This is a genomic window from Methylobacterium sp. BE186 (assembly GCF_031457035.1).
Lineage (GTDB): Bacteria > Pseudomonadota > Alphaproteobacteria > Rhizobiales > Beijerinckiaceae > Methylobacterium > Methylobacterium segetis.
On record NZ_JAVDVV010000032.1, the window covers coordinates 1 to 20,115 of the forward strand.

Sequence of the window (20,115 nt, forward strand, 5' to 3'; positions counted from 1 at the left end):
TTTCCGCTCTGCGCGATGGCGGCCCCGAGGGCCGCCGTGGTGGTCGTCTTACCGACGCCGCCCTTGCCCGATGTGACGACGAGAACCTTAGACATTCTCGTGACTCCTTAATCCAAGCTGGCCATTTTGATTGCGCCGCCGTCGAGCCAGATCTGCGCGGGGCGCCCGCGCAGGCTGGTGCCGATCTCTTCGGCCGTGCGGACGAAGCGATCGATGCCGAGGAGTTCGGGCTCGAACTTGCGGCAGAGAATTCGGGCGCGCGGGTTGCGGGCGGCGCCGGCGATGGCCCGTCCGCGCAGCGCGCCGTAGACGTGGATGGAGCCGCCCGCGAGGATCTCGGCTCCTGAGGAGACCGAGCCCATCACGGTGACGTCCCCGGTCGGGTGCACGATGGACTGGCCCGAGCGGACCGAGCCCTCGATCATCAGCGAGGTCGAGGGCGGGGCCTCGGGCTCGCCCGGCACCTCCGGGATCTCGACGGTGTCGACGGGGCGGCCGCCGACGAGAAGCGGTGGCCGGTCGCCCGGCATCGCGGCGGCCTCAGCCCCCTCGACGCCGAGGATCTTGATGCGGCGCAGCCCGAGATCGGTGAGCAGCGCCTGCAGGTCGTCCTTGCCGGGCTTGAGCGCCGCGACGTCGAGGATGACCGCGCGGCCATCGAAGAGCGTCGGGGAGCGCTTCAGCGCGGCATCGAGATCGGCGAGCCATTCGGCCAGCGGGGTCTCGGGTGCCAGGGCCAGGGCCTTGAAGGCTCGGCCACGCAGCGGAAGAGTTCGGCGGGGAGGAGTCTGGCTGGTCACGGCGGTGAACGATTCCTTACCGGACCATTGACGGTCGATATGGTTACCGAACGGTTAAGATTTTCGCTCGTCCGTTAAAGGAGCGCAGAAAACGCTCAAAAACCGCGCGCCGCCCTGTTTCGGATCGCGGGCAGGCGGTTGATAACGGGCAGAAGGCAGGATCCGAACGTTCGTTGTTCTTCGGGCCGGGCGAGTAATGCCTTCGGCGCGGCGATGCAGAGGCACGGTACACTTCGATACGGCGAGCCGTTTCGCATCGTGGTGCGCCGCGAATCTCGACCCGACATCCGGCAGCGGCCGCCGCTCCATTGTCGAAGGTCGGGATGGTGATCCGCGGATCCTTGGACGAAGCTTGCGCGAAGGACCCTCGGCCGCCCCGGCGGCGCCGCAAGAATGAATCCTTCGTGCGGCCGATGGGAGCCCCGGCGTGCCATTCCGGGACGCTGGCCGACCCGACGCGCGGCCTCAGTCGAGCTTCGTCACCTTGATCGCGTCCTCCACGAGCCGGGCCTCGATCGCCTGGCCGCGCAGGCTCGGGCCGAGGTCGTCCGCGGTGCGGTAGAGGCCGTCGATGGCGATGAGCTCGGGCTCGAAGCGGCGGCAATAGATGCGCGCCTGCGGGTTGCCCGCGGCCCCCGCGATCGCCCGACCGCGCAGCGTGCCGTAGACGTGGATCGAGCCGCCCGCGATCACCTCGGCGCCGGAGGCCACCGAGCCCATCACCGTGATGTCGCCCTCGAGATGCAGGATCGCCTGGCCCGAGCGGACCGGCGTGTCGAGGATCAGGGACCGGCTCGGCGCGGCCGGCGGCTCGGCGGGGGGCGGAGCCGGCGCAGCCGGGTCGGGCGGCTCGATGTCGGCCGCCGGGCGCCCGCCCGAGAGCGGCGGCGGCAGGCCCGCCCCGAGGATGCCCGCGCCCGCACCCTCGATGCCGAGGATCGCGATGTCGCGGGTGGCGAGATCCGCCACGAGGCCGGAGAGCGCCGACCGATCGAGCCCGAGGCCCGAAACGTCGAGGATCACGGGCCGCCCCGCGAAGAAGGCGGGCGAGCGCCTTGCCAGGGCGTCGAGGTCGGTGAGCCAGTCGGCGACGGGCTGCGACGGGGCGAGGACCATGGCCATGAAGGAGCGGCCACGGAAGCGGATCGGAGGGCGAGGCGCGGTCTCGGTCACGGGAATGCCAGGAAGCGGGAGTGCTGCGGGCGCCGAGGGCCCGGTCGGGCGAAGCGATGGCGCGAGCCAGGATTAGGCTTCGTTCCGGCCGGGCTCAAGCCGCGGCAGCGCACGCAAACGAGGATTGCACACCGGACGCGGTGCGCGCCCGCAGCCGTCCCGCGAGCAATCGAGGCTCTGTTCAAGTAAAGATCCGGCTTTAATCCCGACTTTCATATTGGAATGATTCCGAAACATAGACGTTGCGGCGCTGCGCGTCGTCTTGCTACTGCCCTGTCTCGCATGTCGATCAACGCTCGCCGACGGGCACGGAGCCGGCGCGGAGCACGGGGCTGCCATGGGCCAACCTCAACAGGGACGGGGCATCGCGTACCGGATGGGCGTCGCCGGCCGCGTCCTGCTCGCGGCGCTCGGCGGCTACGGGCTCGCCGCGCTGCTCACGGCGCTCCTCTCGGTGACCCTGCCGCTCCCCCGGTCGGAGGCGGTCGCCGCCGCGACCCTGCCGAGCTTCGCCGTCATGGTCGCGGCGGCCATCTTCGTGTTCGCGTCCCGCTCCCTCGCTCGCGCCGCCCTCGGCCTCGGGGCGCTGTGCCTCCTCCTCGGCGGCGGGCTCTGGCTCGTCCAGGGGCAGGCGTGAGGGCGGGCGGGGGCCGGGCATGAGGCAGGCAGGATGAGACAGGGATTCCGCCAGTCGATGGCGTGGCTGCACACGTGGTCGGGCCTCGTGGTCGGCTGGGTGCTGTTCGCGGTCTTCGTCACGGGAACGGCGACCTACTACCGAACCGAGATCACGCAGTGGATGCGGCCCGAGCTGCAGGCCGGGGCGACCTTCGATGCGGGCCGCGCGGCCGATCTCGGCGCGGATTTCCTGAAGGCCAGGGCGCCGGACGCGGTCGGGTGGTTCATCGGCCTGCCCCAGCCCGACAAGCCCCTCATCGAGGTGCATTGGTGGAAGGACCTCGCCGGCCCCTTCCACCACGCGCTCCTCGACCCCGCGACGGGCGCGCCGACGGCGGCCCGGGCGACAGAAGGGGGCGACTTCCTCTACCGGTTCCATTTCGAGCTCAACATGCCCCCGCTCTGGGGGCGCTGGATCGTCGGGATCTGCGCCCTGATCCTGCTCGTCTCCCTCGTCTCCGGCATCATCACGCACCGGCGCATCTTCGCGGATGTCTTCACCTTCCGCAGGACGAAATCCGCCCAGCGCGGCTGGCTCGACGCACACAACGTCACCGGGGTGCTCGCGCTGCCCTTCCACCTGATGATCGCCTATACGGGCCTCGTCACCTTCGCGCTGATGTACGTGCCCTGGGGCGTGACGGCGGCCTACAAGGGCGACGAGATCCGCTTCTTCGTCGAGGCCCAGCTGATGCCGGAGGTCCGCGCGCCCGCGGGCAAGCCGGGCGGCCTCGTCTCGCTCTCGCCCCTGGTGGCGCAGGCGCAGGGGCGCGTCTCCGAGACCCTGGAGCACGTCGCCGTCTACAACCCGGGCGACGCGGCCGCGACGATCGTGACGATCTTCGAGGAGCCCCACGGCCTCGCGCATCTCCACCCGCAGATCGCCTTCGACGGTGCCAGCGGCGCGGAGCTCGGCGCGACCGGGATCGCGAAGGCCGCGACCCACATCTCGGCCTCCTTCGTCGGCCTGCACGAGGCGCATTTCGCGGGACCCTGGCTCAAGGCCCTGTTCTTCCTGTGCGGCCTGATGGGCGCCGCGACGATCGGCACGGGCCTCGTCCTCTGGACGGTCGCCCGGCTGCCGAAGCCGGCCGAGCGGCCGGGCTTCGGCTACCGCCTCGTGCGCGCCCTCAACCTCGGCACGGTGGCGGGCCTGCCGGTGGGGCTCGCCGTCTACTTCCTCGCGAACCGCCTGCTGCCGGTCGGCCTCGAGGGCCGGGCGGAGACCGAGATCCGCCTCTTCTTCGGGGCCTGGGCCTGCGTCGCGCTGGCGGGGCTGCTGCGGCCCCACCGCGCCGCCTGGCGCGAGGCGTTCGGGCTGGCGAGCCTCCTGTTCCTCGCCGTGCCCCTCGTCAGCGCGGCGACGACCGGGCAGCACCCGTTCGACGGCGCGGCCCGCTTCCTCGGCTTCGACGCGGCGATGCTGGCCATCGGCCTGCTCCTCGCCGCCGCATCCTACCGCGCCGGCGCCCCCCGCCGGCGCCGGGCCGGAGCGGCCGAGCCGCGCCCCGCCCCCCGCCCGGCCGCGCACCGTGCCCAAGCGGCCGTCCCGCAGGCGCGGAGCGCGGAGGGTGCCGAGATCAGGCGACGCGCATGACCCCCCTCGTCCTGGCCCTCAACCTCGCCTTGAGCTTCGCCGCCCTCGCGGCGCTGGCGCTGAGCCTCGACCGGCACCACCGCGACGCCTTCCTGGTCCGCGTGCCGAAGGGCCGCGCCCGCACCCTCCGGCTCGCCGGCTGGGCGGGCATCACCGCCTCCTTCGCCGCCGCCGTGTCCTTCGAGGGCTGGAATTTCGGGCCCGTGCAGTGGATCGGCGCGCTCACCGGCGCCGCGCTCCTCGTGGTCGCGCTCCTCGCCTACCGCCCCGGCTGGCTGCGCCCGGCGGCGCTCGCGGCCCTGCCGCTGGCGCTCGCGGCCCTGCCGTTCGCGCTGAAGGGCTAGGCGCCCCGCTCCTCCGGCATGGCCCATCCGCGAGGACGGCCCTTGCCGGATGAGCCCGCACCTTCTATTGCAACGCAACAGCTCGAACCCGTACCCGGCGTGGCCGGCCGCGCCCTGCGGCCCGCCCCGTGACGGGTTCTACCCGCTTCGGATACCCCATGAAGCTGCGCAACATCGCCATCATCGCCCACGTCGACCACGGCAAGACGACGCTCGTCGACAAGCTGCTCCAGCAATCCGGCTCCTTCCGCGAGAACCAGCGGGTCGAGGAGCGGGCGATGGATTCGAACGACCTCGAGAAGGAGCGCGGCATCACGATCCTCGCCAAGGCCACCTCGGTGGTCTGGAAGGACACGCGCATCAACATCGTCGACACCCCCGGCCACGCCGATTTCGGCGGCGAGGTCGAGCGCATCCTCTCGATGGTGGACGGCGTGGTCGTGCTGGTCGACGCCGCCGAGGGCCCGATGCCGCAGACCAAGTTCGTGGTCTCGAAGGCGCTCAAGATCGGCCTGCGCCCGATCGTGGCCGTCAACAAGGTCGACCGGCCCGACGCGCGCATCAACGAGGTCGTCAACGAGGTGTTCGACCTCTTCGCGGCGCTGGACGCCACCGACGAGCAGCTCGACTTCCCGATCCTCTACGGCTCCGGCCGCAACGGCTGGATGGCGAACGCGCCGGACGGCTCGCAGGAGGACGGCCTCGCGCCGATGTTCGACCTCGTGCTGCAGCACGTGCCCCCGGCCAAGACCGAGGACGGCCCGTTCCGCATGCTCGGCACGCTGCTGGAGGCCAACCCCTTCCTCGGCCGCATCATCACCGGGCGCATCGCGTCGGGTACGGTGAAGCCGAACCAGTCGATCAAGGTGCTCGACCGCTCGGGCAAGGTGGTCGAGACCGGACGCATCTCGAAGATCCTCGCCTTCCGCGGCCTGGAGCGCCAGCCGATCGAGGTAGGCGAGGCGGGCGACATCGTCTCGATCGCGGGCCTCGTGAAGGGCACGGTGGCCGACACGTTCTGCGACCCGCAGGTCGACACCCCGATCCAGGCCCAGCCGATCGACCCGCCGACCGTGACGATGTCCTTCATCGTCAACGACAGCCCGCTCGCGGGCACCGAGGGCGACAAGGTCACGAGCCGCATGATCCGCGACCGCCTGTTCAAGGAGGCCGAGGGCAATGTCACGCTCAAGATCGAGGAGGCGGCCGACAAGGATTCCTTCTACGTCTCGGGCCGCGGCGAGTTGCAGCTCTCGATCCTGATCGAGACCATGCGCCGCGAGGGCTTCGAGATCGCGGTCTCGCGCCCCCGCGTCGTCTTCGAGAAGGGCGAGGACGGCGAGCTCCTGGAGCCCGTCGAGGAGGTCGTGATCGACGTGGACGAGGAGCATTCCGGCGTCGTCGTCCAGAAGATGTCCGAGCGGAAGGCCGAGATGCTGGAGATGCGGCCCTCCGGCGGCGACCGCCTGCGCCTCGTCTTCCACGCGCCGACCCGGGGCCTGATCGGCTACCAGGGCGAGCTGATGACGGACACCCGCGGCACCGCGATCATGAACCGCCTGTTCAAGGCCTACGAGCCCTACAAGGGCGAGATCGCCGGCCGCCGCAACGGCGTGCTGATCTCGAACGACAAGGGCGAGGCCGTGGCCTACGCCATGTGGAACCTCGAGGATCGCGGCCCGATGATGATCGAGCCCGGTGCCAAGGTCTACCAGGGCATGATCGTGGGCGAGCACAACCGCGAGAACGATCTCGAGGTGAACGTGCTCAAGGGCAAGAAGCTGACCAACATCCGCACCACCTCGAAGGACGAGGCCGTGCGCCTGACGCCGCCGATCAAGATGACGCTCGAGAAGTCGCTCGCCTGGATCCAGGACGACGAGCTGATGGAAGTCACGCCGAAGTCGATCCGCCTGCGCAAGACCGTCCTCGACCCGAACGACCGCAAGCGGGCCGAGCGCGCCAAGGAGACGGTGAGCGCCTGAGCCCGGAGACCCGCCGTCCCGGATGCCGGGGCGGCGCCGGATGCTGGGGCAGCGTCGGATGCTGGGGCGGCGGCCTCGCGCCTCAGCTCGCCTTGAGGAACGAGTCGATGCTGTTGCGCAGGCGGGCGGAGTGGGCCGCGAGGTCGCCCGACACCGTGCGCACGGCCTCGGAGAGCTGACCGGTGGCGTTCGCCGCCGCCGACACGCCGCCGATATTGGCCGACATCTGATGCGTCGAGACGGCCTGCTCCTCCACCGCGGTGGCGATGGAGCGGGTCAGGTTCGACAATTCCTCGACGGCGTTCGTGATGGTCTCGATCGCCGCGACCGCCTCCCGGGTCGCGCCCTGGATCGCCGAGACCTGCTGCGTGATCTCGTCGGTGGCCTTGGCCGTCTGGGCGGCGAGGACCTTCACCTCGCTCGCCACGACCGCGAAGCCGCGCCCCGCCGCCCCGGCGCGGGCCGCCTCGATCGTCGCGTTGAGCGCCAGCAGGTTCGTCTGATCGGCGATCGACTTGATCATGCCGACGACGTCGTCGACCTTGCGGGCGTTCTCGGCGAGGAGCCGCACGGTGGTGTCGGTCGTCCCGGCCTGCTGCGCGATCTGCTGCGCCCGCTCCGAGACCCGGCCGACCCGCGTCGAGATCTCCTGGATCGCGCCGCTCATCTGCTCGGAGCCGGCCGCCACGGAGGTGGCGCGCGTGCGCGCATCCTCGGCCGAGCGGGTCAGGCCCTCGGCGGAGCCCTGCATCTCCTGCGCGGCGGAGGTCACCGCCTCCACCACCTCGGAGACCTCCCGCGCCATGTTCACCTGCGCGGTGACGATCGACCACGTCAGCATCGGCGCGAGATAGGCCCCGTCCGCCCCGTTGATGGCCGAGACCTGCAAGTGCAGCACCTCCGGCCCGACCTTGATCTTGGTCTTCCAGGGCAGCCGGCTCGAATCGGCGAGCATCTGGCGCTGGTGCTTCGGGTTCTTGTGGAACACGTCGATCGACGAGCCGAGCATCTCGGAGACGCGGATCGGCAGGTGCTGCTCGATCGAGCCGAGCGTCCGCTGCGAGGTCGCGTTGAGATAGTTGATCCGGAAATCGTCCTTCGGGTCCGCCGTCATCACGGCGACGGGCATCTCCTCGATCATCTTGAGGAGGCGCCCGGTCTCGGTCTTCTTGGCCGTGATGTCGCTGGCGATCTTGAGGATCGAGAGGGTCCGCCCGTCCGCCGCGAGGACGGGGTTGTAGGTGGCGCTGAGCCAGACCGTGCGCCCCTCCTTGTTCTGCCGCTCGAACTCGCCTTGCGCGAACTGCCCGTTCTTCAGCCTCTCCCAGAAGGCGGCGTACTCTGCCTGCGCCGCCTCGGCGGGCGCCATGAAGATCCGGTGGTGCTTGCCCCGGATCTCGTCGAGCGCGTAGCCGACGACGCTGAGGAAATTGGCATTGGCCGAGAGGATGGTCCCGTCCGGCGCGAATTCGATGATGGCGAGGGAGCGGTCCAGGGCCTCCATCCGGGCCTGGACGTCGTCGTGGAGGGGCTTGCGAAACATGGGGCGAGACCTCGGGCCGGGCGGATGCCGCCTCCGGACGGGCGGCGGAAGCGGGGCCGGCGCCGCTCGCCCGTTCGGGATCGGGTGGGCCGAACGGGCCGGCCAGCGGCGCCGGGCGAGGTCTATACTGGGGAATCAGGGTAAAAGCGGCGTCGACACTTTGTATCGGAGCGCGACGATCAAGAGCAGATACGGATCGTTTCCGCCGCGATGAGCGTCGGATCTCGCCTCTGCTGATCGGGTCGTGAACCGTTTCGGTTCCACTGGGCCGGATCGCGGTTGCGGAGATCGCGCGAACAGGCCGCGCCGGGCCGGGCGGCGTCAGCCGCTGCCCGGATCCGCCTCGTCCTCGCGCGACGCGCCTCCTCCGCCGAGGCCGGGCTTGCCCTCGGTCTTCTCGTTCGGGTCCTTCACCGCGTCCGGCGCGATGTTGGCGGGCTTGCCCTTCGGCGGGTCGGCCGCCTCGCGATCGCCGCTCTGCTTCTCGTCGCCCATCCTCGTCCCCTGCCTGGTCGCGCCGGCTCAGTCGGCCTCGCGCTCGTAGATCGAGCCGCCGCCCGCGACCTTCCGGTCCGCGTCCGGTCCGCGGGAAGCCTGTTGGTCGGAATGCCCGGCCGAGGAGCCCCCGGGCGTCGGCGGGGCGCGGCCCGGCTCGCCCCGGGCCGCCTGCCATCCCGCGTTGCGCTCGGCGTCCGATCGGCCGCCGCCTTCCGTCCGGGTGATCGCGGCCTGCTCGTCCGTCTGGCGGCCGCCGCCGGCGGGCGGGCCGCCGGGGCTGCCGACATCGGCGTCGGGCTTGCGGGTGACGGTCTCGGTCGGGATGCTGTCGCCGCTCATCAGCGCTTCCCGTCGTCCTGGCCGACAGCGGCCGTGGCGCGGTCGATCGCCTCCTTCGTCCCGGATTCCGTCTGACCGGCATCGCCGAGGCGGCGCAGGTTCTCGGGCGGGGTCTCGGCCTCCGTCGCCTCGGTGGCGTCCTGGCGCGGGAAGCCGCTCGCGAGCCGGGCGCTCTCGGCCTGGCCGGACGGGTCGCTGCGCAGGTCGTGCTGCGTGCGGGCCGGCACCCCGACATCGAGCGGCGACTCGCCGCCGAGGTCCTGGCCGTTGCGGTCGGCGTAGGCGTCGAAATCCTTGAGCGAGTCGCGCTTCTGGTCCGTCATGGCGGTCCTCCTGATGTGGCGGGACAACCCTGCCCGCCGCGCGAGGTTGCGTCGCCCGAGCCGAGCCCTCCCGCGAAGGGCTCAGTCGCCGCCCTCGTCGGGGATGTTGAGGATGTGCCCGCAGGCCTTGCAATGCACGGCGTCGGCCTCGTGCCGCTGCAGGCCGCAGGCCGGGCAGGGGAAGCGCACCCGGTGGGGCCGGAACAGGACCTGTGCGAGGCGGAGGAACAGCGTCACGCCGCAGAGCATGATGACGACCGAGAGGAGGCGCCCGACCGTGCCGGGGAGGGTGACATCGCCGTAGCCCGTCGTCGTCAGGGAGGTCACCGTGAAGTAGAGCGCGTCGACGTAGTTGGCGATCGATGGGTTCGACCAGTGCTGCGTCGCGTAGACGAGGCTCGTCATCACGAAGATGAACACGCCGAGGTTGATGCCGGCCTCGATCACCTCCTCGTTCGCGCGAAAGAACGAGCTGTCGCGCCGAAGTCGCTCCTGCAGGTGGTAGTTCTGGAACAGGCGGAGCGTGCGCAGGATGCGCAGGAAGCCCGCCCCCTCGCCGACGACGGGCGCGAGGAAGGAGAGGATGGCGATCAGGTCGGTCCAGGTCGAGAGGCGGCCGAATTCCCGCCAGGGGCGCGGCGCGATCAGGATGCGGGCGGCGAGGTCCGCCGCGACGCCGAGGCCGAACAGGAGGTCGATCCCTTCGAGGACCGGCATCCGCGGCAGGAACGACGTCACCACGATGAAGGCCACGGTGACGATGTCGAAGGCGAGGAGCCCGTAGCGGAACCGGTGCGCGCGACTGCTCGTCCCCTCGTACAGGGAGCGCAGGGCCGAGCGCAGGCGCCCGAACGACGATGCGGCGGTGGACATGGTGCCCTCAACCCCCGGGGCCGGCGGAGGGATCCCGCTCGGAGCGCGGTCGCGAGGCGTGCGCGAGCCGTCGGGTCCGGTCGGCGGACGAGGCAGGCGCGTCACGAGACGCGCGGGCCCCCGGGGAGGGCAGGGCGGACCCGGCGCGCTCGGCGCCGGGTCCGCCCCGTACTCAGATGCCCTCGAACAGCGCCGAGGAGATGTAGCGCTCGGCGAACGAGCAGGCGACGGTGACGATGCGCTTGCCCTTGAACTCGGGCCGGCTCGCGAGCTCCAGCGCCGCGGCGACGTTGCCGCCCGTCGAGATGCCGCCCGGGATGCCCTCCAGGCGCCCGAGCAGGCGCGCCGTCTCGAAGGCCGTCTGGTTCGAGACCGTGAGCACCTCGTCGATCACCGAGCGGTCGAGGATGCCGGGCACGAAGCCGGCGCCGATGCCCTGGATCTTGTGCGGGCCGGGCTGGCCGCCGGACAGGACCGGGGAATCCTCCGGCTCGACGGCGACGACGCGCAGGTTCGGCAGGCGCGGCTTGAGGACCTGGCCGACGCCGGTGACGGTGCCGCCCGTGCCGACGCCCGCCACGAAGGCGTCGATCTGGCCCTGCGTGTCGTTCCAGATCTCCTCGGCGGTGGTCTTGCGGTGGATCTCGGGGTTCGCCGGGTTCTCGAATTGCTGGGGCATCACCGCGCCCGGGATCTCCGCGAGGAGCTCCTCGGCCTTGGCGATGGCGCCCTTCATGCCCTGCGGCCCGGGGGTGAGCGCGAGTTCGGCGCCGAGGAAGGCGAGCATCTTGCGCCGCTCGAGCGACATCGTCTCGGGCATCACGAGGATCAGCCGGTAGCCGCGGGCGGCGGCCACGAAGGCCAGCGCGATGCCGGTGTTGCCGGAGGTCGGCTCGACGAGGGTGCCGCCGGGCTTGAGGCGGCCGGAGGCCTCGAGCGCGTCGATCATGTTCACGCCGATGCGGTCCTTGACGCTCGCGATCGGGTTGAAGAACTCGAGCTTCAGCAGGATCTCGGCGTCGATGCCGCGCTCCTGCGGGAGGCGGTTCAGGCGCACCAGCGGGGTGTTGCCGATGGTCTCCGTGATGGAGCCGAAGACGCGGCCGTGACCGGGCTTGCCGGAGGGGGACGATACTGCGGAATCGGCCATGGACTTCTCCTGAGCGGCAGTGTTCGCGTTCGGCGCCGCGCGGGCGGCTGCTGCCGTCAGGCCCGACGCGTAACCGAATTCCCGGAACGCGTCGAGGTATATTGTAATTTACAGTATCTCCCTGTTGTTTGCGCGCCGCCGGGTCCTCGCCGGAGAGAATCGGCGCGTCGGCGCGGCCCCGAAACGGGCTGCCTACTCAGGAGAGCAGGCCGAGGCGCAGGGAGAGCAGGGCGAGGGTGCCGAGCAGCGTCGTGCCGGCCGCGATCCAGGCGGCCCCGGGATGGTAGCCCGCCGGCGTGCCGTAGCGCGGCTCGATGCGCGCGCCCGACCGAAGAGCGGCTCCGCCGGCTCGAAACCCGATGATCTGACGCATGCGCCGCCCTGTCCCTCGACCGGGACGAAGGAAGCACCGGGGGCTCTCAAGCCCCCGTGAATCCGGGCGCGGGACCGTTCGGCGTGGTCAACGGGGGCTTAACGGCCACGGCGCCCGCGTGCGCTCAGAGGGAGCGCTCCAGGCGCAGCTCGCCGCTCTGCGTCTTGATGACGAGCTGGGAGCCGACCATGTCCCAGGCGCCTGCTGTGCGCAGCGCCATGAAGAAGCTCTGCTCGGAGGCCGCGAGGCCCTTGTCGCAGGGCTTCTTGGTGATGGCGAGCGGGCCCACCGCGATATGCTGCTCGCGCAGGGGGAAGGCCGTCGCCGCGAAGGTGTTGCAGCCGCCGTAGCCGCGGGCGCGGTACTGCTTGTCGACGATGAAGCTCGGCCGGTCGTTGCCGCCGAAGGACTTCCCGTTCAGGCTGACCGCCGTCCAAGTCGAGTCGAGGGGGAAGATCTTCTCGGTCGGCTTCGCGGAGGGAATGTACTGGGGCTGCTTCTCCTCCCCGCCCGGCCGGCGGTTCTGCTTGCCGAAGCCCGTCACCCCTTGGGCCTGCGCATCCGTCGCCGTGGTCGTCGCCCCGGCCGCGACGGCGCAGGCCAGCGCGGCGATCCAAATCGCTCTCATCGTCTGGCCCCCATCTCTCGCGTGCATCGCGTGGTTTCTCGTCCTCGGGCCGGCCTGATGCCGGCCCCGCCGCACGCCGATGGATCGCTCATCGCGCCGGGCGGAAGCCCGATTCCCGAGACGTGCTGGAGGCCCCATCCGATAAGATTTCAGCACAAATATGGTCAACAGAGCGCGGCACCGGATTTTGCGCCGTCCCCGGCAAAGCTTCGTCCGGCCGGTGACGACCCCTGCCGGGCCGGTGCCCGCGGGATCGGAAACGTTGGCCGCCTCGGCCGTTGTCGAGGGCGGCGCCGCGCGGCACCTTCCGCGGGCGGGCCGCGCAGAGGAGGAGGAGCGAATTGACTGGATCGGACGAGGGCCAGCAGAGCGGGCACGTCGCCGCCCCGATGAGCCCGGCGCAGTCGCGCGCGGCACGGGGGCTTCTGGGCTGGTCGGAGGCGGACCTCGCGGCCAAGGCGGGGCTCGACGCCTCCTTCGTGCGCGCCTTCGAGGCGGGCCAGGGCGATCCCGCCGCCGGGCAGATCGAGGTCCTGCGCAGCGTCCTCATGCGCGCGGGCGCGGTCTTCACGAACGGGAACAGCCCCGGCGTCCGGCTGGAGCAGCGGGCCTCGCCGGACGAGGGCACGCGGCTCGGCGACCTGACCACCGAGAACGACCGCTGAGAGTGCTCAGGCCCGGGCGGTCGCGAGCGCCTTCAGGTCGAAGGCCGGGTCTGCCGCCTGCTCGGGCTGGAGCGGCGTTCCCGCCGCGAGGAGGCGCCGGGCGATCATGTGGTCGCCGGCGCGGTTGACGGACTCGACCGCCCGGAGCGCCCCGTCTCGGAAGCGGAACACCGAGAAGGCGTCCCCCGAGCCGCGCAGGACGCTCGCGTCCTCCGGCCCGGCAAGGCCCGCGATCTGCAGCTTGTGGCGGCCCTGGTCGCTCCAGAACCAGGGCACCGCGCCGTAGGCGGCGGGCCGCCCGGCGAGCCGGCCCGCGAGGCAGCGGCCCTGGTCGATCGCGTTCTGCACCGACTCGATGCGCACCGTGCCGTCCGCGGTCAGCCCCTTCGCGAAGGGCGAGGGGAAGCGGGCGCAATCGCCGAGCGCCGAGATGGCGGGGTCGTCCGTGGCGAGGAAGGCGTCGACGCGGATGCCGTCGGCGACGGCGAGCCCGGCCTCCGCGGCGAGTTCGGCGTTCGGGACGACGCCGATGCCGACGAGGACGAGGTCGGCGGGCAGGATCCGGCCTCCCGCCAGCCGGATTCCGGTCGCCCGCCCGCCCTCGCCGACGACCGCCTCGACGCCGGCCCCGAAGACGAAGTGGACGCCCCAGCCCTCGTGCGCCCGCGCGAAGAAGGCACTTGTCTCGGCCGACACGGCCCGGGCCATCGCACGGGACGCGGCCTCCACCACCGTGACGGAGAGCCCCCGCGCCGCGGCGACGGCGGCGAATTCGAGCCCGATGAAGCCCGCCCCCACCACGACCACGCGCTCCGCGGCCGCGAGCGCCTCCTTGAGATGATCCGCGTCCGCGAGGCCGCGGAGCTGGCGCACGTTCGCGAGGTCCGCCCCCGGAACCGGCAGCGCCCGGTTGCGGGCGCCGGTGGCGAGGACGAGGTGGTCGTAGGCGAGGCTCTCCCCGTCCGCGAGGATCAGGCGGCGGGCCTCCCGGTCGATCCGCGCGGCGCGGGTGTCGGGCCGCAGCGCGATGCGGTGCTCGGCGAGGAAGCTCCCGGAGCGCAGGTTCAGGCCCTCCGCGTCGGTCTTGCCGGCGAGATAGGCCTTCGAGAGCGGCGGGCGCTGGTAGGGCAGGCCGGGCTCGTCGCCGACGAGCACGACGGGATCGGTGTAGCCCGCCTCGCGCAGGGAGGCCGCCACCTGGAAGCCCGCCTGCCCGCCCCCGACGATGACGATCCCGGCTGCGCTCACGCGCTGGCCTCGGCGCGCGGCTCCGCGGGGGCCGCCTCGGGCAGGACCTCGAGGCCCGGCAGCCAGCGGGCGCCGTCCTGCATCAGGTATTCCCAGAAGGCGCGGGCGGCCGGGCTCAGCACCTTGTCGGCCCGGCGCACCGCGTACCAGTCGCGCCGGATCGGCAGCCCCTGCACGTCGAGGGTGACGAGCCGGCCCGATTCCACCTCGGCCGCGACGGTGTGGGCGGAGAGGAGCGCGATGCCGAGGCCCGCCATCACCGCCTGCTTGATCGTCTCGTTCGAGCCGGAATCGATGCCGAGCTTCGCCCGCTTGATGATGACGCCGCTCATGAATTCCTCGAACACCGTGCGGGTGCCCGAGCCCTCCTCGCGCACGAGGAAGGATTCCTCGGAGAGGTCGGCGCGGGTCAGGCCCTGGCGCCCGGCGAGCGGGTTCGAGGGGGCGGCGATCAGCACGATCGGGTGCGGCCCGAAGATCTCGGCCTCGATCGCGAAGTCGCGCGGCGGCCGGCCCATGATCGCGAAGTCGATCTCGTAATTGCGCAGGGCCTCGACCGTGCTGCCGCGGTTGCCCACCGAGAGGTTGATCTCGACGCCGGGATAGAGCTGCACGAAGCCCGCGATCACCTGCGGTGCGAAGTACTTCGCCGTCGAGACCACGCCCATCGTCACGCGGCCGCCGCCGCCGCCCTTCAGCGTCCGCAGGCGGTCGGTGCAGGTTTCCAGCACCGTGTTGATGCTGTCGATCGCCCAGAGCATCTCGCGGCCCGCATCGGTCGGCCTGAGGCCGGTCGGCGTGCGGTCGAACAGGAGGAGCCCCGCCTCCTCCTCCAGCTGGCGGATCCGGGCGTAGAGCGCGGCGGAGGTGACGTTCAGTTCCTGCGCGGCCCGCGTCATCGTGCCGAGACGGGCGACGGCGGCCACGGCCTGGAGTTGCTTCAGGGACAGGTTGCGCATGTCTCGGTTCTAGTTTTTTTGTAGGAGCCCGCAAGTTTTTTTAGAATTCTTTCCCGCGCGGAGTGAAGGCCCCTGGTGTCGCGGCGGAGGCGGGCGGTATCATGCGGGCGCCTTCGCAGCTATGGGTTCGGGCACGGGCGGAGGCGGCGCGGGACGCGGCCCCGTCGGCGGACGCGGCCCCGTCGGCCGCGATGCAGAGGAAGGACGAAGATCCGATGACGACGGGAGGAGTTGGGACGGTCGGTGCGCGGCTCGATGCGTGCTTGGCGCAGGCGGTCGACGAGGATCCGCGCCTCACGGACGTCGCCGCCGTCGTCACGGCCATCGCCGGGGCGGCGATCGACATCAGCGAGGTGATCGGCCGGGGCGCCCTCGGCGGCGACCTCGCGGCGACCGGCAGCCAGAACAGCGACGGCGACGTGCAGAAGGCCCTCGACGTGATCGCCCACCAGCGCGTGACCGAGGCGCTGCAGGCCGCCCCCGTGGCCGAGGTCGCCTCCGAGGAGGCCGAGGACGTGATGCGCCTGAATCCCGGCGCGCCGCTGGCCGTCGCGATCGACCCGCTCGACGGCTCGTCGAACATCGGCGTCAACATGGCGGTCGGCACGATCTTCGGCATCCGCCCGGCCGTGCCCGGCGCCACCGGCCCCGAATCCTTCACGACGCCCGGCACCGCGCAGCTCGCGGCGGGCTTCGTCACCTACGGGCCGGCGACAGCCCTGGTCCTCACCCTCGGCCAGGGCACCCAGGTCTTCGTGCTGGACCGGGCCGAGCGCGCCTTCCGGCTGACGCATCCGGGCCTCGACGTGCCGGTCTCGGCCAAGGAATACGCGATCAACGCCTCGAATGCCCGCCACTGGGATACGCCAATCAAGGCCTTCATCGAGGATTGCCTGCGCGGCGCGGAAGGCCCCCGCGACAAGGATTTCAACATGCGCTGGCTCGGCTCGCTCGTGGCCGACGCGCAGCGGGTGCTGATGCGCGGCGGCGTCTTCCTGTATCCGGGCGACAACCGCAAGGGCTACGCGCAGGGGCGGCTCCGCCTCCTCTACGAGGCCGCCCCGATCGCCATGCTGATGGAGCAGGCGGGGGCGGGCGCCACCGACGGCGAGCGCCGCATCCTCGACATCGAGGCGACGGGCATCCACGAGCGGGTGCCCCTCGTGTTCGGCTCCGAGGAGGAGGTCGCCTGCGTCGCCAAGTATTTCGGCGGCCGCAACCACGCCGCCGGCCGCTCGCCGCTCTTCGGCCAGCGCGGCCTGATGCGCGGCTGAGCCGCCGCCGGTTCCGCCGGAGGGGAACTCACGTCGATCAGCCCATGTCCGCCCGCCATCCCATCATCTCGGTGACCGGCTCCTCTGGGGCCGGGACCACCTCCGTCCGCAACACCTTCGAGCAGATCTTCCGCCGCGAGGACGTGAGCGCCGTCTATATCGAGGGCGACGCCTTCCACGCCTTCGACCGGGAGAGCATGCGGGCGAAGATGGCGGCCGAGCCGACGCTGAGCCATTTCGCGCCCCGCGCCAATCTGCTGCCGGAGCTGGAGGAGGTGTTCCGCACCTACAGCGAATCCGGCAGCGGCCGTACCCGGCACTACGCCCACGACGCCGCGGACGCGGCGAAGTTCGGCGCCCCGCCCGGGACCTTCAGCGCCTGGGAGGATTTCCCGCCGGGCTCCGACCTCCTGTTCTACGAGGGCCTGCACGGCTGCGTCGTCAACGAGAGCGTCGACATCGCCCGCTACGCCGACCTCAAGATCGGCGTGGTGCCGGTGATCAACCTCGAATGGATCCAGAAGCTGCACCGGGACCGCTCGTTCCGCGGCTACTCGACGGAGGCGGTCACCGACGTGATCCTGCGCCGGATGCCCGATTACGTGCAGACGATCTGCCCGCAATTCTCCTGGACGGACATCAACTTCCAGCGGGTGCCGACGGTGGACACCTCGAACCCTTTCATCGCCCGCTGGATCCCGACGGCCGACGAGTCGATGGTCGTGATCCGCTTCAAGGACCCGAAGGGGATCGACTTCTCGTATCTCGTCTCGATGATCCACGACAGCTTCATGAGCCGGGCCAATTCCATCGTGATCCCAGGCGGCAAGCTCGACCTCGCGATGCAGCTCATCCTGACGCCGATCATCATGCAGCTCGTCGAGCGCCGCCGCCGCCTCGCCTGACCCCCTGCGGCACGGGCGCCATACCCGAATGGCGAACTTCCCGTCGGAGGCCGCCTCAAGCATGATGCCGCGGTGCGAGAGACGCCCGCGGTCCCCAACCTTTCAGGACCCCGTTCTGCCCATGACGAGCCCCATCATCGCGCCCTCGATCCTCTCGGCCGACTTCGCCAAGCTCGGCGAGGAGGTGCGCGCCGTCGACGCAGCCGGCGCCGACTGGATCCATCTCGACGTGATGGACGGGCATTTCGTGCCGAACCTCACCTTCGGCCCCCCGGTGATCAAGGCCCTGCGCCGGCACTCGCGCAAGGTCTTCGACGTCCACCTGATGATCGCCCCGGCCGACCCCTACCTCGCCGCCTTCGCGGAGGCGGGCGCCGACATCATCACGGTCCACGCGGAGGCCGGCCCCCACCTGCACCGCTCGCTCCAGACCATCCGGGGCCTCGGCAAGCGCGCCGGCCTCGCCCTCAATCCCGGCACGCCGGCCGCAATGGTCGAGCCCCTCCTCGAGATGATCGACCTCGTCCTCGTCATGACGGTCAATCCCGGCTTCGGCGGCCAGAGCTTCATCGGCAGCGCGCTCGAGACCGTCTCGCGGGTGCGGGCGATGGCGGCGGGCCGCGCCCTCGACATCGAGGTCGACGGCGGCATCGGCCCCGAGACGGTGACCCGGGCCGCCTCCGCGGGCGCCAACGTGTTCGTGGCCGGCAACGCCGTCTTCCGGGACGGGCCGGAGCATTACGCCCGCCACATCGCGGCGATCCGCGCCGGGGCCGGGGGGAGTGCCCTGTCGTGTTGAGGGCCCTGATCTTCGACGTCGACGGGACGCTCGCCGAGACGGAGGACCTGCACCGGCAGGCCTTCAACCGCGCCTTCGCGGATCTCGGGCTGCCCTGGCGCTGGGACCCGCCCCTCTACGCCGACCTGCTGACCGTGATGGGCGGCAAGGAGCGCCTCCTCCACTACATCGAGACCGCCCAGGCCGACGCGGCGGAGGCGCTGCGCGCCCGCCTGCCGGAGATCCACGACCTCAAGACGCGCCATTACGGGGACCTCGTCGTGAGCGGCGCGCTGGGGCTGCGCCCCGGCATCGCCCGGCTCCTGGCGGAGGCGCGCGCCGAGGGCGTCGGGCTCGCGGTCGCCACGACCACGAGCCGGCCGAACGTCGACCGGCTCGTCGAGGTCAACTTCCCGCGGGGCGCGAGCCCCTTCGACGTGATCGCCTGCGGCGACGAGGCGGCCCGCAAGAAGCCCGCGCCCGACGTGTTCGAGCTCGCGCTCCGCCGCCTCGGCGTGGGGCCGGAGGAGGCCGTCGCCTTCGAGGATTCGGCGGCCGGCATCCGCTCGGCCCTCGATGCGGGCCTGCCGGTGGTCGCCACGCGCAGCCGCTACACCGAGAGCCACCGCCTCGACGGCGCCTTCTCGGCCCTCTCCGACCTCGGCGAGCCCGGCCGCCCGCACCGTCACATCGCCGGCCTCGAATGGCCGGGCGGCGTCGTGACGCTCGCCGCCCTCAGGGAGTGGCACGCCCGCCGCGAGACCGCGGCCGCCTGACCCCCGGCGCCGCCGCGTCCCCGCCTGCCTTCCGCGGGAACAGCGTCGCCCCCGCGAGCGCGCCGAGGGCCGCCGCGAGGCCGAGCCGGAGCCAGCCCCCCCGGCCCGCCCCCGGGCGGTTCCCGGCCCCTGGCCCGCCTCCGGCCCCTGGCCCGCCTCCGTCCCTCTCCGATCGCCGCTCGGCCGCCCGTCCCGTCATCGCTCGCGTTGCCTCCCGCCGGGGCGCCGGCCTATAACCGCGCTCTTCCCAACGCGGCGACGTCGAGGATGGGGCCGGGTGGCGGTCGCCTTTCTCCGTCGCGAACGAACCGACAAGGTCACGCCATGGCCGGCCATTCCCAGTTCAAGAACATCATGCACCGCAAGGGCCGGGTGGACGCCGTCCGCTCGAAGGTCTTCGGCAAGCTCGCCCGCGAGATCACGGTGGCGGCCAAGCTCGGCACGCCCGATCCCGCCATGAACCCGCGCCTGCGCGCCGCGATCCTCGCGGCCCGGGCCGAGAACATGCCCAAGGACAACATCGAGCGCGCCATCAAGAAGGCGGCCGGTGGCGAGGGCGAGAATTACGAGGAGATCCGCTACGAGGGCTACGGCCCGGGCGGGGCCGCCCTCATCGTCGAGGCGCAGACCGACAACCGCAACCGCACCGCCTCGGACGTGCGCTCGGCCTTCACCAAGTCCGGCGGCAGCCTCGCCGAGACCGGCGCCGTCGCCTTCCTGTTCGACCGGGTCGGCCTCGTCGCCTTCCCGGCGTCCGTGGCCGATGCCGACACGATGCTGGAGGCCGCGATCGAGGCGGGCGCCGACGACGTGCGCTCGGACGAGCACGGCCACGAGATCACCTGCGCGCAGGACGCCTACGGCGAGGTGACGAAGGCGCTCGAGGCCCGCTTCGGCGAGCCGAGCCGCACCGCCCTCGTCTGGAAGGCGCAGACCACGATCGAGGTCGACGACGAGACCGGCGAGAAGCTGATTCGCCTCGTCGAGGTGATCGAGGACCAGGACGACGTCCAGAACGTCTACGTCAACTTCGCCCTCTCCGAGGCGCTGATGGCGAAGCTCGCGGCGTGATGGGCCGTCCCCGCGCCGCCGCGTTCCCCGCGCTGGCGCGGGCGATCACAGGTTCGTAGGGGCCGAGGCGGGCCGCGGTCGGGGACTTGCCTTCCGCGGCGCGTAGGACAAAATTCGGACCCGGCTCAGGTGAGA

General features: G+C 71.6%; 23 protein-coding genes. 10 read left to right on the forward strand and 13 right to left on the reverse strand.

From position 1 onward, the window contains the following. From J2X36_RS23340 to minC (J2X36_RS23350), 3 genes are all read right to left on the reverse strand, one after another. Nucleotides 1-95: P-loop NTPase (locus tag J2X36_RS23340; RefSeq protein WP_310354346.1), on the reverse strand; the 95-nt coding region annotated here is incomplete at its 3' end. 12 nt (nt 96-107) lie between these two features. Beyond that, entirely contained in the window at nt 108-800 is a 693-nt protein-coding gene (gene minC / locus J2X36_RS23345; protein WP_132255904.1) for a septum site-determining protein MinC, read from the reverse strand. Between the two features lie 465 nt (nt 801-1,265). Next, on the reverse strand, nt 1,266-1,922 hold the full coding sequence (minC, locus tag J2X36_RS23350) for a septum site-determining protein MinC (RefSeq protein ID WP_245516697.1): 657 nt from the start codon (nt 1,920-1,922) through the stop codon (nt 1,266-1,268). Between the two features lie 388 nt (nt 1,923-2,310). Between minC (J2X36_RS23350) and J2X36_RS23355 the strand changes: the two genes are divergently transcribed. The 4 genes from J2X36_RS23355 (at nt 2,311) to typA (ending at nt 6,577) form a co-directional block, all read left to right on the forward strand. Then, on the forward strand, nt 2,311-2,610 hold the full coding sequence (locus J2X36_RS23355; RefSeq protein ID WP_132255902.1) for an iron transporter: 300 nt from the start codon (nt 2,311-2,313) through the stop codon (nt 2,608-2,610). Between the two features lie 33 nt (nt 2,611-2,643). Continuing rightward, nucleotides 2,644-4,248: a PepSY-associated TM helix domain-containing protein gene (locus J2X36_RS23360; RefSeq protein ID WP_310354253.1), complete on the forward strand. Its 1,605-nt coding sequence runs from the start codon at nt 2,644-2,646 to the stop codon at nt 4,246-4,248. Then, complete coding sequence (locus tag J2X36_RS23365; protein WP_132255901.1) at nt 4,245-4,592, forward strand: DUF3325 domain-containing protein; 348 nt, start codon at nt 4,245-4,247, stop codon at nt 4,590-4,592. Before J2X36_RS23360 ends, J2X36_RS23365 begins: the two co-directional genes overlap by 4 nt. Before the next feature lie 158 nt (nt 4,593-4,750). Beyond that, nucleotides 4,751-6,577: a translational GTPase TypA gene (gene typA, locus J2X36_RS23370; RefSeq protein ID WP_310354255.1), complete on the forward strand. Its 1,827-nt coding sequence runs from the start codon at nt 4,751-4,753 to the stop codon at nt 6,575-6,577. Nucleotides 6,578-6,659: 82 nt separating this feature from the next. On the opposite strand, the gene J2X36_RS23375 is transcribed toward typA, so the two are convergent. The 8 genes from J2X36_RS23375 to J2X36_RS23410 all read right to left on the reverse strand — a co-directional run bounded on the left by J2X36_RS23375 (nt 6,660) and on the right by J2X36_RS23410 (nt 12,304). Continuing rightward, nucleotides 6,660-8,120, reverse strand: a complete 1,461-nt coding sequence (locus J2X36_RS23375; RefSeq protein ID WP_310354257.1) for a PAS domain-containing methyl-accepting chemotaxis protein — start codon at nt 8,118-8,120, stop codon at nt 6,660-6,662. Between the two features lie 321 nt (nt 8,121-8,441). Beyond that, a complete protein-coding gene (locus J2X36_RS23380) occupies nt 8,442-8,615 on the reverse strand; it encodes a hypothetical protein (RefSeq protein ID WP_310354259.1) in 174 nt (57 codons plus the stop codon). 27 nt (nt 8,616-8,642) lie between these two features. Further along, entirely contained in the window at nt 8,643-8,957 is a 315-nt protein-coding gene (locus J2X36_RS23385) for a hypothetical protein (RefSeq protein WP_132255898.1), read from the reverse strand. Beyond that, the gene (locus J2X36_RS23390; protein WP_132255897.1) at nt 8,957-9,280 is read right to left on the reverse strand and encodes a hypothetical protein; all 324 of its coding nucleotides are present in this window, start codon (nt 9,278-9,280) and stop codon (nt 8,957-8,959) included. The genes J2X36_RS23385 and J2X36_RS23390 overlap by 1 nt, the downstream gene beginning before the upstream one ends. A gap of 81 nt (nt 9,281-9,361) precedes the next feature. Further along, nucleotides 9,362-10,153 carry an ion transporter gene (locus J2X36_RS23395; protein WP_310354262.1) on the reverse strand — a complete coding sequence of 264 codons (792 nt, stop codon included), beginning with the start codon at nt 10,151-10,153 and terminating at the stop codon, nt 9,362-9,364. A gap of 172 nt (nt 10,154-10,325) precedes the next feature. Continuing rightward, nucleotides 10,326-11,303, reverse strand: a complete 978-nt coding sequence (gene cysK, locus J2X36_RS23400; RefSeq protein ID WP_132255895.1) for a cysteine synthase A — start codon at nt 11,301-11,303, stop codon at nt 10,326-10,328. 196 nt (nt 11,304-11,499) lie between these two features. After that, nucleotides 11,500-11,676 (reverse strand): hypothetical protein, encoded by a 177-nt coding sequence (locus J2X36_RS23405; protein WP_165937943.1) that lies wholly within the window; start codon nt 11,674-11,676, stop codon nt 11,500-11,502. Between the two features lie 124 nt (nt 11,677-11,800). Next, nucleotides 11,801-12,304: an META domain-containing protein gene (locus tag J2X36_RS23410; RefSeq protein ID WP_132255894.1), complete on the reverse strand. Its 504-nt coding sequence runs from the start codon at nt 12,302-12,304 to the stop codon at nt 11,801-11,803. Between the two features lie 389 nt (nt 12,305-12,693). Here J2X36_RS23410 and J2X36_RS23415 point away from each other — a divergent pair, with 389 nt between their 5' ends. After that, the gene (locus tag J2X36_RS23415) at nt 12,694-12,969 is read left to right on the forward strand and encodes a helix-turn-helix domain-containing protein (protein ID WP_132255905.1); all 276 of its coding nucleotides are present in this window, start codon (nt 12,694-12,696) and stop codon (nt 12,967-12,969) included. 6 nt (nt 12,970-12,975) lie between these two features. On the opposite strand, the gene J2X36_RS23420 is transcribed toward J2X36_RS23415, so the two are convergent. Together J2X36_RS23420 and J2X36_RS23425 are read right to left on the reverse strand one after the other, a co-directional pair. Then, nucleotides 12,976-14,217, reverse strand: a complete 1,242-nt coding sequence (locus J2X36_RS23420; RefSeq protein WP_310354263.1) for an FAD-dependent oxidoreductase — start codon at nt 14,215-14,217, stop codon at nt 12,976-12,978. Then, nucleotides 14,214-15,176, reverse strand: a complete 963-nt coding sequence (locus J2X36_RS23425; RefSeq protein ID WP_310354264.1) for a LysR family transcriptional regulator — start codon at nt 15,174-15,176, stop codon at nt 14,214-14,216. The genes J2X36_RS23420 and J2X36_RS23425 overlap by 4 nt, the downstream gene beginning before the upstream one ends. A gap of 215 nt (nt 15,177-15,391) precedes the next feature. Here J2X36_RS23425 and J2X36_RS23430 point away from each other — a divergent pair, with 215 nt between their 5' ends. The 5 genes from J2X36_RS23430 to J2X36_RS23450 all read left to right on the forward strand — a co-directional run bounded on the left by J2X36_RS23430 (nt 15,392) and on the right by J2X36_RS23450 (nt 19,980). Further along, nucleotides 15,392-16,450: a class 1 fructose-bisphosphatase gene (locus J2X36_RS23430; protein ID WP_310354266.1), complete on the forward strand. Its 1,059-nt coding sequence runs from the start codon at nt 15,392-15,394 to the stop codon at nt 16,448-16,450. A 44-nt stretch (nt 16,451-16,494) separates the two neighbouring features. Further along, a complete protein-coding gene (locus J2X36_RS23435) occupies nt 16,495-17,355 on the forward strand; it encodes a phosphoribulokinase (protein ID WP_132255849.1) in 861 nt (286 codons plus the stop codon). A 121-nt stretch (nt 17,356-17,476) separates the two neighbouring features. Next, nucleotides 17,477-18,154, forward strand: a complete 678-nt coding sequence (gene rpe, locus J2X36_RS23440) for a ribulose-phosphate 3-epimerase (RefSeq protein ID WP_132255848.1) — start codon at nt 17,477-17,479, stop codon at nt 18,152-18,154. Continuing rightward, complete coding sequence (locus J2X36_RS23445; protein WP_310354269.1) at nt 18,148-18,909, forward strand: HAD-IA family hydrolase; 762 nt, start codon at nt 18,148-18,150, stop codon at nt 18,907-18,909. Before rpe ends, J2X36_RS23445 begins: the two co-directional genes overlap by 7 nt. 324 nt (nt 18,910-19,233) lie before the next feature. Continuing rightward, nucleotides 19,234-19,980, forward strand: a complete 747-nt coding sequence (locus J2X36_RS23450; RefSeq protein WP_132255846.1) for a YebC/PmpR family DNA-binding transcriptional regulator — start codon at nt 19,234-19,236, stop codon at nt 19,978-19,980. Nucleotides 19,981-20,115 lie beyond the last annotated feature (135 nt).

Bases quoted from the DNA above. Each gene is read 5' to 3' on its own strand.
- J2X36_RS23365 (WP_132255901.1), top strand. From the start codon at position 4,245: ATGACCCCCCTCGTCCTGGCCCTCAACCTCGCCTTGAGCTTCGCCGCC.
- minC (WP_245516697.1), bottom strand. From the start codon at position 1,922: ATGGCCATGGTCCTCGCCCCGTCGCAGCCCGTCGCCGACTGGCTCACC.
- J2X36_RS23430 (WP_310354266.1), top strand. From the start codon at position 15,392: ATGACGACGGGAGGAGTTGGGACGGTCGGTGCGCGGCTCGATGCGTGC.
- J2X36_RS23375 (WP_310354257.1), bottom strand. From the start codon at position 8,120: ATGTTTCGCAAGCCCCTCCACGACGACGTCCAGGCCCGGATGGAGGCC.
- J2X36_RS23390 (WP_132255897.1), bottom strand. From the start codon at position 9,280: ATGACGGACCAGAAGCGCGACTCGCTCAAGGATTTCGACGCCTACGCC.
- J2X36_RS23450 (WP_132255846.1), top strand. From the start codon at position 19,234: ATGGCCGGCCATTCCCAGTTCAAGAACATCATGCACCGCAAGGGCCGG.
- J2X36_RS23405 (WP_165937943.1), bottom strand. From the start codon at position 11,676: ATGCGTCAGATCATCGGGTTTCGAGCCGGCGGAGCCGCTCTTCGGTCG.
- J2X36_RS23355 (WP_132255902.1), top strand. From the start codon at position 2,311: ATGGGCCAACCTCAACAGGGACGGGGCATCGCGTACCGGATGGGCGTC.
- J2X36_RS23395 (WP_310354262.1), bottom strand. From the start codon at position 10,153: ATGTCCACCGCCGCATCGTCGTTCGGGCGCCTGCGCTCGGCCCTGCGC.
- J2X36_RS23435 (WP_132255849.1), top strand. From the start codon at position 16,495: ATGTCCGCCCGCCATCCCATCATCTCGGTGACCGGCTCCTCTGGGGCC.
- J2X36_RS23385 (WP_132255898.1), bottom strand. From the start codon at position 8,957: ATGAGCGGCGACAGCATCCCGACCGAGACCGTCACCCGCAAGCCCGAC.
- J2X36_RS23425 (WP_310354264.1), bottom strand. From the start codon at position 15,176: ATGCGCAACCTGTCCCTGAAGCAACTCCAGGCCGTGGCCGCCGTCGCC.
- typA (WP_310354255.1), top strand. From the start codon at position 4,751: ATGAAGCTGCGCAACATCGCCATCATCGCCCACGTCGACCACGGCAAG.
- J2X36_RS23360 (WP_310354253.1), top strand. From the start codon at position 2,644: ATGAGACAGGGATTCCGCCAGTCGATGGCGTGGCTGCACACGTGGTCG.
- J2X36_RS23380 (WP_310354259.1), bottom strand. From the start codon at position 8,615: ATGGGCGACGAGAAGCAGAGCGGCGATCGCGAGGCGGCCGACCCGCCG.
- cysK (WP_132255895.1), bottom strand. From the start codon at position 11,303: ATGGCCGATTCCGCAGTATCGTCCCCCTCCGGCAAGCCCGGTCACGGC.
- J2X36_RS23415 (WP_132255905.1), top strand. From the start codon at position 12,694: ATGAGCCCGGCGCAGTCGCGCGCGGCACGGGGGCTTCTGGGCTGGTCG.
- J2X36_RS23410 (WP_132255894.1), bottom strand. From the start codon at position 12,304: ATGAGAGCGATTTGGATCGCCGCGCTGGCCTGCGCCGTCGCGGCCGGG.
- rpe (WP_132255848.1), top strand. From the start codon at position 17,477: ATGACGAGCCCCATCATCGCGCCCTCGATCCTCTCGGCCGACTTCGCC.